Genomic DNA, 13,794 nt, shown 5'->3' on the forward strand with positions numbered 1-13,794 from the left:
GAACGCCGAGCGTCTCCCGCGGCACCCGGTGTCGATTCCTTTGAAATGCGACCTGCCGTGATGGCACGCGGCTTGCTGTCTCATGAGGCACGATGGATGTGCATGCGAAGTGGTCGGCGGTATGGGCGCTCATCTGCGTGAGCCTGACCCTGTTGACGATCCCGGGTCTCGCCCTGTTTTACGGCGGCATGGTGAGACGCAAGAACATCCTCAGCACCATCGGCCTGCCCTTCGCGGCGGTCGCGCTGGCGTCCGCGGGTTGGCCGCTCTGGCTGGCCCTGAGATCCCTCGGCGGGGGGGCGGTGAGGAGCGGGGACCCGCTGGGCTCGATGTCTGTCGCGCTGGCGGGCGCGCTCGCGTTGGCGCTGGTGTCGGGGGCCGTGGTCGAGCGTGTCCGGTTGCCGTTCTTTCTGGTCTTCGGCGGCCTGTGGCTCGCGCTGGTCTTCGGACCGGTGGCCCGGTGGCTCTGGGGCGACGGGTGGTTGGTCGGGCTGGGGAGCCTGGACTTCGCCGGAGGGGCGGTCATCCATGTCACGGCCGGCGTCACGGCGCTCGCGCTGGCGGTGCTGACCGGTCCGCGACGGGGCTATGGCCGCACGGACATGATGCCGGGCAACCTTCCTCTCTCCCTCTGCGGCGCTTGCCTGATGTGGGTCGGGTGGTACGGGTTTTCGGCCGGCGCGAAGGGGGCCGGGATGGCGGTTGCGACCAGCGCAGCCCTAGCGATCCAGGTCGCCGTCGCGGCCTCCGCGCTGACGTGGACCGTCGCCGAGTGGCTGCAGCGCGAAAAGCCGACCGCCCTCGGGACGGTCAGCGGCGCGGTGGCCGGCCTCGTGGCCATCTCGCCGGCGGCGGGCTACGTCGGGCACCTCTCGGCGCTCGTGGTCGGGGTCGGCGCGGGCGGGCTCTGCTATATGGCCGTGAACTTCCTCAAGCCGATCCTAGGCTACGACGACTCGCTGGACGTCTTCGGCGTCCACGGGGTGGGCGGCACCTGGGGCATGGTCGCGACGGGGTTGTTCGCATCCTCACTGGTCAATCCCGACGGCACCGACGGGCTTTTTTTCGGCTATCCCTACCAGTTCTTCGCGCAACTGGTCGCGGTCGTGGCGGTCTGGGCCTACACCGCCGCCGTCACGGTGCCGCTGTTCCTGCTCTGTCGGAGGGTCATCCCTCCGAGGGTCCAGGACGAGGAAGAGCTCATGGGGCTCGACCTGGCCCAGCACGGGGAGAAGGGCTATTCGTGACGTGTCGGGCGGCCGGGACCGAGTCGGTGCCCCGTGCCGCATCCCATGCGCATTCGGATTCGAAGGGGAGGCGATGGCGGTCATCAATGACGACGTGGGGCGCCGCCGGTTTTTGAGCCAGGCGGTGATGGGCTTCGGGCTGCTGTTCGGCCTGGGGACGCTCGCGCTGCGGTTCCTCCAGTTCATCGTCCCGGCGCCGCAGGGGAAGCGGAGTCTGGCCGTCCTGATCGGGACCGCCGCCCAGGTGCCGATGCACGAAGCTGTGCCCATGGACCTCGGCGGGCAGAAGATCATGGTCCTGCGCTCGGAGGAGGGCGTCGTGGCGTTCTCTCGGCGCTGCACCGACCTCGGCTGCCTGGTGTCCTGGAACAAGGAGCGTGAGCAGTTCGTCTGTCCCTGCCACCGGGGAGCCTTCGACCGGACCGGCAAGAACATCGCCGGGCCGCCGCCCCGACCGCTCGACCGGTTCGAGGTCGTCAAGCGGGGCGAGCAGTACTACGTGACCATCGAGAGCGCATCGGTATGATGACGGAGAGCACGCCCATCGAGGCCCCAACGCCGGCTACGGAGGACGTTCCGCGGAAGAGGTGGGTTGACTACATCCAGAAGGACCTGCCGGCCCATCTGGACTGGTGGCCCTACACGCTCGGCGCGATTCCCCTGACCCTGTTCGGCGTCCTCGTCGCGACGGGCTTGATGCTGACGTTCTACTACGTGCCGGCCGCGGACAAGGCCTATGACAGCGTGGCGCAGATCACCAACGCGGTCTACTTGGGTTGGTTCGTCCGCGGCCTCCACAAGACCTCCGTGGACCTGATGATCCTGTTCCTCCTCTTCCATGTGATTCGGGTCTTTGTGACGAGGGCCTACCGGCCGACGGGGGAGCTGAAGTGGATCAGCGGCTCCGTCGTGCTGCTCCTCACCTTCGCCATGGGGTTCACGGGCTATTCGTTGGTCTATGACAACGTCTCCTACTGGGGCATGACCGTGGTCACCAGCATGATCGGGACCCTGCCCGTTGCGGGCGGACCGCTCCTGCATCTGCTGCGGGGGGGGGAGGAGGTGTCGGGCGGGACGCTGCTGCGGCTCTACGACCTTCACACGAAGCTCCTGCCGGCCCTCCTGGGCGCGTTGGTGATCGGGCACATCCTGGTGGTCCGCCTCCTGGGATTCGCCGAGGTGAAGGGCAGCCGCGGCTCCCACCCCTTCTATCCCGAGCACACCTTGACCATGGGAGCGATCGCGGCCGGTCTGCTCCTCTTCATGGTGGACCTGGTGATGATCTTTCCCCCCACCCTGGGGCCGCCGGCCAATGTCCAGGAGGTCGCGTCGGACGTTTCGCCCCCCTGGTACTTCTCCGCCGCGTACATGTGGATCACGTTGCTCCCGAGCCCGTTGGCGCTCTGGAGCCTCCTCGGCGGCGCCGCTCTCTTCGTCCTCTATCCCTTCGCCGATCGGTTCCTGACGGAACGGGGCTGGCCGATGGCCGTGATCAACGCGATCGTCGCCGCCGCGGTGGTCTTTGCCTTCGCGGCGTTGATGGTCTTGGACACGAGAATGTAGGGCCGGAGGACGACATGGAACCACACGATCCAGCTTCGACGGAACCAGAGGGGGACGCCCCGTCCGTCAACCACGGCAAGCTGAACTTCACCCGCTACCTGATCGGAGGCCTCTGCCTCGTCCTCTTCCTGGCGTTGACGGGGGTGGGGTATGTCCAGGTCGAGGAACGGCGGGAGGGCGGCCTCCGGCCCTTCATCTCGGCGGACAACAAGAAGTGCATCGACTGCCACATGGCCAAGGACGTCTCCGTCGGCGGGATCAACGACTGGAAGACGAGCCGGCACGCGCCGAAGGGGATCGGTTGCATCGAGTGCCATCGGGCGGAGCACGGCGAGCCGGATGCCTATGAACATTACGGCTCGACCATCTCCACCCTGGTGACGCCCAAGGACTGCATGCAATGCCACGACCGAGAGGCCAAGGAGTTTCTCCGTTCCCACCATGCGAAGGGTGCGCAGTTCACGGGCTCGTTGGACAATTTCCTGGGCAACGTCGTGGAGGGGCCGGAGGTGGTCACGTCCGGCTGCGCCGGCTGTCACGGCAGCATCGTGAAGGTTATGGAGAACGGGAAGCTCCATCCGGCGACCTGGCCCAACTCGGGGATCGGCCGGGTCAACCCCGACGGCTCCAAGGGCACCTGCGCCGCCTGTCATGCCCGGCACAGCTTCTCGATCGCCCAGGCCAGGCAGCCGGAGAACTGCGGTCGCTGTCACATGGGGCCGGACCATCCCCAGATCGAGGCCTATTACGAGAGCAAGCACGGGGTGATGTACTCCGCCAACAAGGACAAGATGAAGTTGCCGATGCCGGCGGAGAAATGGCACCCGGGGCGGGATTACCAGTTCCCCACCTGCGCGAGCTGCCACATGAGCGCGACGGATACGCAGGAGGTGACGCACGACGTCGGCGACCGGATCAGTTGGACGCTTCGGCCGGTGATCTCGACGAGGCTGGAGAACTATGAGGTCAGACGGAAGGCCATGCGGCAGGTCTGTTCCTCCTGCCACAGTGAGCAGATCGTCGAGCGCTTTTTCACTCAGATGGATCAAGGGATCACGCTCTACAACGAGAAGTTCGGCAAGCCGGCCAAGGCCGCGATGGACCGGTTGCTGGAGATGAAGAAAATCACGCCGACCCCCTACGATGAGGAGATCGACTGGGTCTTCTACGAGCTCTGGCACCACGAGGGGCGCCGGGCCCGGCACGGCCTCTCCAAGGTCGCCCCGGACTACGTCCACTGGCAGGGCTTCTACGAGGTCGCCAAGCACTTTTACACCAAGTTCGTGCCCTTGGTCCGGGACCTCTCGCCGCAGGTGGCGCACGAGATGCTCGCGAAGGAAGGCCACAAGTGGTTCGAGACCGGGATGAGCAAGGAAGAGATCGCCCAGATGGTCGAGTTTTATGAGAAGGAGATGCAAGGCAAGCGAGGCGGAGGGAGCTGAGGCCGGCTCCGAGCGACGGCCATGAATTCCCCGACGCGAATGTCGGTGGCTCTGCCGGCGAAAGGGCGGACGAGGCGGCTGATGGTCAAAAGGGGGGGATTGTACTCCAGCGTGGCGAGGATCAGAGTAGCCCGGTGTTCGGGAGTGCCGTGATGGCTGCCAGTGGAGGCTACGAGCAAGGCACCGCGCAGAGGCTGTGCTCCCACCTGACGAAGGGGGAGATGGCCTGCATGCTCGAAGTGATCCACGAAGCGCTGACCGTCAACACCGACAAGCAGCTCCACGACCTCCTGGCCTCGGTGGCGCGGCTCCTTCCCTGCGAGCGGGTCGTTTGCGGGGCGGCGAGGACGGAGGCCCAGGGGCGTCCGGGGGAAATCCTCAAGGTTCAGAACGTCAGTTACCCTGCCGACTGGCTCGCGCTGTACCTGCGCGAGAACTTCCTGGCCGTCGACCCGATCGTGCGCACCCACTTCACGCGGTTCGGGACCCAGGTGTGGTCGGACACCTTTCGCCGGGTTGTGTCCAGGCCGGAGCGTGAGTTCATCGGCCTGGCCGCGGCGTTCGGCCTCCGTGAGGGCGTCACGCTCGGCCTGCACGATCCTCGGCAACGGCGCGGGACCCTCTTTTCCTTCGCCGGCGTGGCGATGGGGGAGCATCCCCGGCATGCGCTGGTCCTCGAACACCTCGTGCCGCATCTGCATGCCGCCTTGGTCAGGACGATGGCGGCCGCGGCGCCCGCCGCCGTGTCCCTCTCCGCGCGCGAGCGGGAGGTGCTGCAATGGATGAAGGAAGGTCGGAGCAACTGGGAGATCGCGCAGATCATCGGCGTCAGCGAACGAACGGTCCGTTTCCACGTCGGCAACATCCTCCAAAAACTCCAGGCCCTGACCCGTGGGCACGCCGTGGCGCTGGCTATGGAACAGGGGCTGATCCCCTGGTAGCCATCCAAGCCAGCCAGTCGTCACGCCGCCCGCGATTCGCCAGCCGGAACTCCTCCCAATCGAGCAGCAATGCGACGGACTCCACGTTCGCCGGCGGCCAGCGGCGGATGGGGCCGATCGGCCTACAGGGGAAGCCGGTCAGGGTGAGCGCCCGCCAGTACCGCGGCTCCACCTCCATGTAGAGATACCGTACGGCGTTCGCCAGCGACCACTGGTACAGCCCCTTGTACAGCAGCATCGCCACGCGCCGCGGCGGGCGGTCGTCGTCGGCGAGGGCCAGCCTGGAGATCTCCGCCGTGTCGGGCTGTTTGCGAATCCGGTGGTCCGGACCGACCAAGCCGAGGAAGTCGGACTCGAGCATGAAGGGGCAGTCGGCGGGCAAGACCCGCACGAGGGCGGCGAGGCCGACGGATTCCGTATAGACCCCGAGGTGATGGGCCCAGGCGTCGTAACGGTCGGTTTCCAATCCCTCCGGACTCGAGGGAACCCACCCGAGGCGGGTGCAGAAGACGCGATGGCGCAGCCGGTAGGCCTCTGCCAGGTCGTCGGGGGCGGTGATGGGGCGGACCGTCAGAAGGCCTTCCGCGAACCGAACCTCCCGGGTCGGACCGCGGGTCGGTGGGGGGCCTGGGGCCTCGAGGGGTGAGAGGAGGTGCGGCATGGGGCGTCCTGGGATCGCCGGGTGGATGGGGGGGACCCTCGGCCCTGGCGCGGAGAGGAGCGACTGGGGCGAGGGTGCGACAGGAGCGAGGGGAGTTCATTCAGAAAGCAGGCCATGGAAGCTGGAGGCGGGCGAAGACGGATTCGCGACGCGATGGTTCGGCGGCGCCCGTAAAAGAGTCGAGGAATCCAGAGGTTCGCGCCGCGCCGGACTTCGGCTCGGCCCGTCGTGCTTCAGGCCGGGTTGGAAAGCGGGACGATGATGCACCGACCTGTTCGTCTTTGAACAGATACGCCTGGATCGCAAAGGAGAACCCGCTTCGGTCCGAGTGGACCTTCGATCATGAGCGGGATCGGCTGGCAGGGATAGGCGTCGGGCCCGGCGCGGGTTACAGCGTTCCGAAGTGCGAGGTGAACAGGGCGCGCGTGCTCTCCGTGTGCCGGGCGATATCCTCGGCCAGGCGGGCGGCGCCCTCCTCCCAGCGATCCGAGGCGTAGCCGAGGCGCCGGGAGAGGTAGATGAAGGCGTCGGAGTCCGGTTCCGGAAGGACGAGGTCCTTGGCGGTGCCCCGCACGATGCGCAGGGCGTCGATCAGCGCGCGGAGAAACAGGTAGGCGGCGCGCAGCCGCTGCACCTCGTCCGGCGCGAGCAGGCCGGCCCGTCCGAGTTCGTCCAGCGCGGCGAGGGTGTTGGGCGTGCGGATCGCCTCGACCCGGTGTCCGTGCGCGAGCTGGAGGTATTGCGCCAGGTATTCGATGTCAATGAGCCCCCCCGCGCTGTACTTGACGTTGGTCCGTCCGGGCTCGACAAACTCGCGGATTTGCTGCCGGCGGAGGTCCAGGGCGGCGGCGAGGTCCCAGGGCTCGCCGCTGTACACGTAGGCGTCCCGGTGCGCCTCCACCAGCCGGCCGAGGGTGGGGTCACCGGCCACGAACCGCAGCTTGATCAGCGCCTGACGCTCGAAGGGGGCGCTCAAGCCCGAGGGGCTGTAGTAGGCGCGAAGCTCCTCCAGGGCGTTAGCGAGGAGCCCCTTGCCGCCGTGCGGACGGAGTCGAACGTCGAGATGAAAAATCCCGTCCGGTCTGGCCTCGATCCACTGCAGGACTCCTTGCACCACCCGTTCGAAGAACTCCCCGTTATCCAGCGCCGAGCGGCCCGCGGTCCGACCGGCCCCGCCGTAGACGAACAGCAGTTCGATGTCGGAGGCATAGCCCAGCTCGCGTCCGCCGAACTTGCCCAGGCCGAAGACGGCGAAGGGGCAGGGGCGGCCCTTCGCCAGGCGGGGTGACCCATGCCGGCGCGAGAGGCTGCGCTGGCAGTCCGCCCAGGCCTGCGCCACCACGACCTCTGCCAGTTCCGTGAGCGCCAGGGAGAAGTCCGGCAGGGTCGTGGAGGGGTCCAGCAGGTGCCGCATATCGATCCGGAACATCTCGCGGTCCTTGAACTGGTTGAGGATGCGTCGGCGTCGGTCGTCGCTCTTCGCCGAGGCCAGGCGTCGGCGCAGCTCGCCGGCCAGGACCGCCCGCGGGCGGATCAAGGGGAGGCGTTGGTAGGTCGCCAGCACGGGCAGCAGGTTCTCGTGCTGGCGCCGGAGAAAATCCTGCCAGAGGAAGTCGCTCGTCCCCAGGAGGCGGGCCAGCGGCGCAAAGCGCCTGGGATCGCTGAGAAACCGAAGCGCCTTGCCCGGCGCACGCCGACCCTGTTCGAGGAGCCGGTCGAGAAAGCGGTCGAACGACTCGATGGCCTTGGCGGGGTCCGGCGCCCAGGTCAGGGCGTGGGTGAACTGCTTGATCAGCGCCGCCGTCTGCTTCAGTTCCTGCTGCTCGGCCGGGTCTTCGATCTTGCGCCCGTGCCGACCCTGGACGTAGAAGCGGTCGCGGACTTCCGTGCCGACATTCTCGAACCGGGCTTGCCGGATGTAGAGGCCGCGCATCGTCAGGGCGTTGGCGAAGGCGTACAGGAACATGGGCGTGTCCGTGGACCGGATGTCCATGACCGTGTCGGTGGGGGAGAGGCTGTTGTCGAATCGCATGTGGACCGGGTGCAGGAGACCGGTGAACGCTCCCCGCAGCCGGCCGAGCATCTCGACGAGCGGGCGGTTGACGCGGCTCCGGGCCTCCTGGAACCGCTGTTCGTCCAGCAAGCGGATGACGGCGTCCATCTCCCCCACGAGGTGGCGGCGGTCCGCTTCGGCGAAGGACACGCCGGGGATCGGGCGCACGACGAACAGGTCCACGATCTTCCGGCGACTGCTCGTCGCCGACGAGGGGGAACGCCGCGGCCTTGCTCTGAGGGGCGCCGGGCGGGCGGACGGCGGGGGGCCGGCCTCGGCCATCGTGTGGATGCTGCCCTCGCGGATGTCGAGGCCGTGGGCCGAGAGCACGCCGCAGATGGTGGCGAACTCGGAGAAATAGTCGAAGGCGACGACGACCACGTCGTACAGGCCGTCGGGTCGCCGGCTGATGTCCGCCCGGCAGGGGTGATCCAGGCTCACCCGCGCGAGCAGCGTCAAGTGCTTGGCCGCGTCCTCAGGACCGACCCGGGAGAAGTAGTCCTCTCCCATGCGCGTGACGAAGTCGCGGAGGAGGTCAGGGGGAACCTGCGGGCAGAGGGGCGTGAGGGCGTCGATCTGAGCCTGGGCGTCCACCATGCGCACCGATGGGGTGAAGTATAACCGACCGTGCGCGCATTGTCTGTACCGCGACCGGCCAGTATAATGCCCGCCATGCAGGCGCGCGTGCCAGGCCGACCGCGAGCGGTCTCCGGCCGTCGCGGCGGACCAGGCCGCCGGCCGTCCCCCGGCCCCGCGCAGTTGCTGCTGGCCCCGGGCCTGAGTCCCGATGCCGTGGCCCGGCTGCTCGCTCCCTACGGCTTCACCGACCCCAAGCGGGCCGACGCGAACCTCCAGGCCATGGCCGGCGAGCCGGCGACCAGGGCGCGCCTCGCCCGCATCGTCGGAGATTTGTTGGAGTCGGTCGGGCGGACGGCCGATCCGGACCGGGCGCTGGACTTCTGGGATCGGCTGATCCAGGCCGGCGTCAACCGCGGCCAGCTCTACGATTACCTGCGCGACGCCCCGCGGATCCTGCACCTGCTCTGCACGATTCTCGGGAACAGCCCGGCGCTCGCCCAGACCCTCATCCGCGATCCCTATCTGATCTACTGGCTCGGCGAAGAGGAGGTCCTGACCCGCAGGCCGTCGCGGGACGAGATGCAGAAGGCGCTGAGCGGCCTCCTCGCCAACGTCAACGCGATCGAGCTCAAGCTGGAGGCGTTGCGACGGTACAAGCGGCGCGAAATGCTCCGGGTCGCGGTCCGCGACCTGCTGGGGCTGACGGGGGTCCGCGAGACGACGGTCGCCCTCACGGACCTCGCGGCCGTCCTGATCCAGGCCGCCTACGAGTGCGTGGAGGTTGAGCTCCGCCGGCGCCACGGCATTCCCATGCACCGGGACGGCTATGGGCGGCTCGTGAAGACCGGGTTCGCCGTCATCGCGATGGGGAAGCTGGGCGGCGGCGAGCTGAACTACAGCTCGGACGTGGACCTGATCTACGTCTACGCCTCGGAGGAAGGGCGGACCTACCCCGCCGCGAAGGCGGCGGCCTCCGTCTCCAACGAGGAATATTTCGAGTATCTCGGCCGCGACCTGACACGGGCGCTCGGCGAGGTGACGCAGGAGGGTTATGTCTTCCGCGTGGACCTGCGGCTCCGCGCGGAAGGGTCGGTCGGTCGGCTCGCCCGGCCGCTGGCCTCCTATGAGCGGTATTACCAGACCCGCGGCCAGGTGTGGGAGCGGCTTGCCCTCTTGAAGGCCTGGCCCATCGCGGGCGACGCCGCCGTGGGGAGAGACTTTCTGAGGCGGGTGCGCCCCTTCATCTTCCAGCGCCCGGACGGCGAAGCCGGTGCCCGCGCGCAGCGGGCCGTGCTCGACGAGGTCAAGGCGGTCAAGGAGATGATCGACGGGAAGATGGCCGACCGCGGCCACCAGCAGCGGAACGTGAAGCTGGGAACGGGGGGCATCCGAGAGATCGAGTTTCTCGTGCAGACGGTTCAGGTGTTGGGCGGCCAAGCCCTGCCGGGCATCGTCAGCCGGAACACCCTCGACTCGCTGGCGCGCTTCAGGCGCAAGGGCCTGCTCTCAGCCGCCCAGCACGACCGGCTGGTGCGGGCCTATCTGTTCCTGCGCAACGTCGAGCACAAGCTCCAGATGGTCCACGATCTGCAGACCCACGCGCTGCCGGAGGGGGAGGACGAGATAGCCCGTTGCGGGATCAGGTTGGGCTATGGGACGCGGGATCGGCGAGCGGCGAGGAGGCGATTCGCTGCGGACTTGGCCCGGCACACCGGCATCGTGCACCGGGCCTTCGTCAACCTGTTCTACAAGCCGGAGGACTGCGCGCTACTCAAGGCGGCGTTGAAGAAGCGCGAGCGAGGGGCGACGCGTCGGCGAGACCGGCTCCGCTGAGCGGCCGGAGGCGCATGGGTCGCTCGACGTTCCACGGTAGCTCGACACCATACCTCCTCCCTCCAAGAACATAGGGCCGGGCGATCCTGCGATCCCCCGGCCCTACGACCGAGCTCGGACGGCCTACGGCTGTCGGGTAGGGTGTCTGCTCAGTACATCCCCTCCATGCCGTGGCTGTGGCCGGGCATGGCCGGTTCCTTCTTCTCCTCCGGCAGCTCCGTGATCATGACCTCGGTGGTGAGCATCAGGCCCGCCACGCTGGCCGCGTTCTGCAGCGCGCACCGAGTCACCTTGGTCGGGTCGATGATCCCCGCTTCCAGCATGTCTACGTACTGCTCGGTCGCGGCGTTGAACCCGAACGACGCCTTCGCGTTCTGCCGGACCTTGTCCACGACGACCGAGCCCTCGACGCCGGCGTTCTCCGCGATCTGCCGGATCGGCTCTTCGAGCGCGCGCCGGACGATGTTCACGCCGACCTGCTGCTCGGCCGGAAGCTTCAGGCTCTCCAGTGCGGGGATGCAGCGCAGCAGCGCCACGCCGCCGCCGGGAACGATGCCCTCCTCCACGGCCGCCTTGGTCGCGTGCAGGGCGTCCTCGACGCGCGCCTTCTTTTCCTTCATCTCGGTCTCGGTCGCGGCGCCGACGTTGATCACGGCGACTCCGCCGACGATCTTCGCGAGCCGCTCCTGGAGTTTCTCCCGGTCGTAGTCCGAGGTCGTCTCCTCGATCTGCGCCTTGATCTGCTTGACGCGGGCCTCGATCTTCTTCGGATCGCCGTAGCCCTCCACGATCGTCGTGTTGTCCTTGTCGATCGTGACGCGCTTCGCCCGGCCCAGGTCGGTGAGCTTGATGTTCTCCAGCTTGAGGCCCAACTCCTCCGAGATCACCTGGCCGCCGGTCAGGATGGCGATGTCTTCCAGCATGGCCTTCCGGCGGTCGCCGAAGCCCGGGGCCTTGACGGCCGCGACGTTGAGGGTGCCGCGCAGCTTGTTGACCACGAGGGTGGCGAGCGCCTCGCCCTCGACGTCCTCGGCGATGATCACGAGCGGCCGCCCCATCTTGGCCACCTGCTCCAGGAGGGGCAGGAGGTCCTTCATGCCGCTGATCTTCTTCTCATGGATGAGCAGGAAGGGCTCTTCGAGGGAGGCTTCCATGCGCTCGGCGTTGGTGACGAAGTAGGGGGAGATGTATCCGCGGTCGAACTGCATGCCCTCGACCACGTCCAGCGACGTGGACATGGACTTGGCCTCCTCGACCGTGATGACGCCGTCCTTGCCCACCTTCTCCATCGCCTCGGCGATCAGCTCGCCGATCGTCGAGTCGTTGTTCGCGGAGATGGTACCGATCTGCGAGATCTCCTTCTTGTTCTGACAGGGCTTGCTGAGCTTCTTGAGCTCCGCCACCACGGCCTCGACGGCGCGGTCGATCCCCCGCTTGATCTCCATCGGGTTGCCGCCGGCCGTGATGTTCTTCGCGCCCTCGCGGAAGATGGCCTGCGCGAGCACGGTCGCGGTGGTCGTGCCGTCGCCCGCCGTGTCGCTGGTCTTGCTCGCGACCTCGCGCACGAGCTGGGCGCCCATGTTCTCGTAGGGGTTCTTGAGTTCGATCTCCTTGGCGACGGTCACGCCGTCCTTGGTGATGGTCGGCGCACCGAACTTCTTATCGAGAATCGCGTTGCGCCCCTTCGGCCCCAGGGTGGCCTTCACGGCGTCGGCCAACTGGTTCACACCGCGCAGGATGGCGGCCCGGGCCTGGTCACTGTACAGCAGCTGCTTTGGCATCGTCGTCCTCCATTCATTGGTCGCATCGTTCAGTGTCGAAACTCACGCGGTCGAGAGGCACCCTCCGTTAGGAGGTGAAGACCCCGAGCACGTCCTCTTCCTTGAGGATCAGGCAGTCTTCGTCGTCGATCCGAAGCTTGCTGCCGGAGTACTTGTCGAACAGCACCTGATCGCCGACCTTCAGGTTCTTGACGTCCTTGCCCACGGCCTGGACGGTCCCCCGCTGCGGCTTCTCCTTGGCCGAATCCGGCACGTAGATGCCCCCGGCCGTCCGCTCCATCTCCTCGGTGTAGGTGATGAAGACCCGATCGCCCAGCGGCTGGAAGTTCTTCGCTGCGGTTGAAGCCTTCTTCTCCTTGGTTTCCGTGGCCATGCTGACCCCTCCTCCTGATGAAATTAGTGGTATGGCACTGAGTTCCCCGAATCGGTACCCGCCGGCTGGTGTCGGGACCGGGGAGGGCGTTCCCCCGTCCCCGCCGCGGGTCGGTGTGGAAGGCCGTAGACCGGCTTTGAGATAGCCCCGAGCCGCCTCAAGTCAAGGGGGCCTGGGGGAAATTCTTTCTCGGGGAGGCGCGGGGAAGTCCGTTGGAAGGCGGATGCCGGGCCGCGGAGGCCGCCGGCGCGGGAGCTCAGGATCTGAGCAAGTCGAAGTCCTTGATTTCCTTCTTCATGTAGTCCCGCAGGCGCTTGATGATCCTGGCTTCGATCTGTCGGGTGCGCTCCTTGGTGATGCCGTACTTCTGGCCTAAGTCTTCCAGGGTCAGGGGCGTTTCCGAGAGGATCCGATTGCGGAGGATGTCTTCGTCCCGCTCGTCGAGGGTCCTGGTGAACTCCGCCAGCTTTCGGCGGAAGATGATCCGCAGTTCGTTGTCCGCCAATTCCTCGTCGGCGGGGGTCTGCTGGGACGGCAGGACGTCCAAAAGGGTGCCGTCGGAATCCTCGCTCAGCGGCTGGTCGAGCGACAGCTCCCAGTTCCCCAGGCGCTGGTCCATCTCGATGACGTCGCGCTCGCGGACCTGCAACCGGTCGGCCAGGAGCTTCGTGTCCGGCGCGAAGCCCTGGTGCTCGAGCCGGGCCTTCTCCTTGCGGAGATTGTAGAAGAGCTTGCGCTGGTCCTGCGTCGTGCCGACCTTCACGAGCCGGAAGTTGTTCAGCAGGTACCGGAGGATGTAGGCCCGCACCCACCAGGCCGCGTAGGCGTGGAACCTGACGTTCTTGGTCGGGTCGAACTTCTTGATCGCCTGCATCAGCCCGACGTTGCCCTCCTGGATCAGGTCCATGTGGTCGAAGCCGGTGTGCAGGTACTCGGAGGCGATCGCGACCGACACGCGGAGGTTCGCCAGGATCAGGCGGACGGCCGCCTCGCGGCTGCCCTGCTCCTGGTACTCGCGGAAGAGCCGGAGCTCCTCCTCCTTGGAGAGGTAGGGGTAGCGACGGACCTCAGCCAGGTAGCGTTGCAGGGTCGTCGTGGGGGCGAGGGCCGTGCCGGATGCCTCGTCCCGGTCCGCGGCCCGCGCGGGCTCCGCCGACTCCGGCGAGAGCTCCATGGCGGCGAGCGTGTCGGGCCCCGCCTCGACGTCGTCCGTCTCCGGCGTCTCTTCCAGGTCTTCGTGCGCTCGGTCGGTCATGGCGTATCCGGGTGTTGGATCGAGGGCATTATAAACGGAACGGCGGGCCAGCACAAAAGCGCGACG

General features: G+C 67.3%; 11 protein-coding genes. 6 read left to right on the forward strand and 5 right to left on the reverse strand.

Features of this window, described 5'->3' with window-relative positions; all coding sequences use genetic code 11:
- Window positions 1-92 precede the first annotated feature (92 nt).
- The 5 genes from AC1U7O_RS01690 (at window position 93) to AC1U7O_RS01710 (ending at window position 5,193) form a co-directional block, all read left to right on the forward strand.
- On the forward strand, window positions 93-1,247 hold the full coding sequence (locus AC1U7O_RS01690; protein ID WP_479892820.1) for an ammonium transporter: 1,155 nt from the start codon (window positions 93-95) through the stop codon (window positions 1,245-1,247).
- A 73-nt stretch (window positions 1,248-1,320) separates the two neighbouring features.
- On the forward strand, window positions 1,321-1,773 hold the full coding sequence (locus AC1U7O_RS01695; protein ID WP_479892821.1) for a QcrA and Rieske domain-containing protein: 453 nt from the start codon (window positions 1,321-1,323) through the stop codon (window positions 1,771-1,773).
- Window positions 1,770-2,810 (forward strand): cytochrome b, encoded by a 1,041-nt coding sequence (locus AC1U7O_RS01700; protein WP_479892823.1) that lies wholly within the window; start codon window positions 1,770-1,772, stop codon window positions 2,808-2,810. The genes AC1U7O_RS01695 and AC1U7O_RS01700 overlap by 4 nt, the downstream gene beginning before the upstream one ends.
- A gap of 14 nt (window positions 2,811-2,824) precedes the next feature.
- The gene (locus tag AC1U7O_RS01705) at window positions 2,825-4,252 is read left to right on the forward strand and encodes a multiheme c-type cytochrome (protein WP_479892825.1); all 1,428 of its coding nucleotides are present in this window, start codon (window positions 2,825-2,827) and stop codon (window positions 4,250-4,252) included.
- A 152-nt stretch (window positions 4,253-4,404) separates the two neighbouring features.
- Complete coding sequence (locus tag AC1U7O_RS01710) at window positions 4,405-5,193, forward strand: helix-turn-helix transcriptional regulator (protein WP_479892827.1); 789 nt, start codon at window positions 4,405-4,407, stop codon at window positions 5,191-5,193.
- On the opposite strand, the gene AC1U7O_RS01715 is transcribed toward AC1U7O_RS01710, so the two are convergent.
- Complete coding sequence (locus AC1U7O_RS01715; RefSeq protein ID WP_479892828.1) at window positions 5,165-5,854, reverse strand: acyl-homoserine-lactone synthase; 690 nt, start codon at window positions 5,852-5,854, stop codon at window positions 5,165-5,167. The genes AC1U7O_RS01710 and AC1U7O_RS01715 overlap by 29 nt on opposite strands.
- Before the next feature lie 388 nt (window positions 5,855-6,242).
- Window positions 6,243-8,504, reverse strand: a complete 2,262-nt coding sequence (locus AC1U7O_RS01720) for a [protein-PII] uridylyltransferase family protein (protein ID WP_479892829.1) — start codon at window positions 8,502-8,504, stop codon at window positions 6,243-6,245.
- Between the two features lie 195 nt (window positions 8,505-8,699).
- On the opposite strand from AC1U7O_RS01720, the gene AC1U7O_RS01725 reads away from it, so the two are divergent.
- Window positions 8,700-10,319: a [protein-PII] uridylyltransferase family protein gene (locus AC1U7O_RS01725; protein ID WP_479892830.1), complete on the forward strand. Its 1,620-nt coding sequence runs from the start codon at window positions 8,700-8,702 to the stop codon at window positions 10,317-10,319.
- Window positions 10,320-10,468: 149 nt separating this feature from the next.
- Here the strand turns inward: AC1U7O_RS01725 and groL are convergent, their stop codons facing one another.
- From groL to AC1U7O_RS01740, 3 genes are all read right to left on the reverse strand, one after another.
- Window positions 10,469-12,100: a chaperonin GroEL gene (gene groL / locus AC1U7O_RS01730; RefSeq protein WP_479892831.1), complete on the reverse strand. Its 1,632-nt coding sequence runs from the start codon at window positions 12,098-12,100 to the stop codon at window positions 10,469-10,471.
- Window positions 12,101-12,167: 67 nt separating this feature from the next.
- On the reverse strand, window positions 12,168-12,473 hold the full coding sequence (locus AC1U7O_RS01735) for a co-chaperone GroES (protein ID WP_479892832.1): 306 nt from the start codon (window positions 12,471-12,473) through the stop codon (window positions 12,168-12,170).
- A 256-nt stretch (window positions 12,474-12,729) separates the two neighbouring features.
- A complete protein-coding gene (locus AC1U7O_RS01740; protein WP_479892834.1) occupies window positions 12,730-13,728 on the reverse strand; it encodes a sigma-70 family RNA polymerase sigma factor in 999 nt (332 codons plus the stop codon).
- Between the last annotated feature and the right edge of the window lie 66 nt (window positions 13,729-13,794).

The organism is Candidatus Nitrospira neuquenensis, assembly GCF_979578155.1.

Coding starts and splice junctions, on each gene's coding strand:
- AC1U7O_RS01715 (WP_479892828.1), bottom strand. CDS start 5,854: ATGCCGCACCTCCTCTCACCCCTCGAGGCCCCAGGCCCCCCACCGACC.
- AC1U7O_RS01705 (WP_479892825.1), top strand. CDS start 2,825: ATGGAACCACACGATCCAGCTTCGACGGAACCAGAGGGGGACGCCCCG.
- AC1U7O_RS01700 (WP_479892823.1), top strand. CDS start 1,770: ATGATGACGGAGAGCACGCCCATCGAGGCCCCAACGCCGGCTACGGAG.
- AC1U7O_RS01735 (WP_479892832.1), bottom strand. CDS start 12,473: ATGGCCACGGAAACCAAGGAGAAGAAGGCTTCAACCGCAGCGAAGAAC.
- AC1U7O_RS01690 (WP_479892820.1), top strand. CDS start 93: ATGGATGTGCATGCGAAGTGGTCGGCGGTATGGGCGCTCATCTGCGTG.
- groL (WP_479892831.1), bottom strand. CDS start 12,100: ATGCCAAAGCAGCTGCTGTACAGTGACCAGGCCCGGGCCGCCATCCTG.
- AC1U7O_RS01720 (WP_479892829.1), bottom strand. CDS start 8,504: ATGGTGGACGCCCAGGCTCAGATCGACGCCCTCACGCCCCTCTGCCCG.
- AC1U7O_RS01695 (WP_479892821.1), top strand. CDS start 1,321: ATGGCGGTCATCAATGACGACGTGGGGCGCCGCCGGTTTTTGAGCCAG.
- AC1U7O_RS01740 (WP_479892834.1), bottom strand. CDS start 13,728: ATGACCGACCGAGCGCACGAAGACCTGGAAGAGACGCCGGAGACGGAC.
- AC1U7O_RS01710 (WP_479892827.1), top strand. CDS start 4,405: ATGGCTGCCAGTGGAGGCTACGAGCAAGGCACCGCGCAGAGGCTGTGC.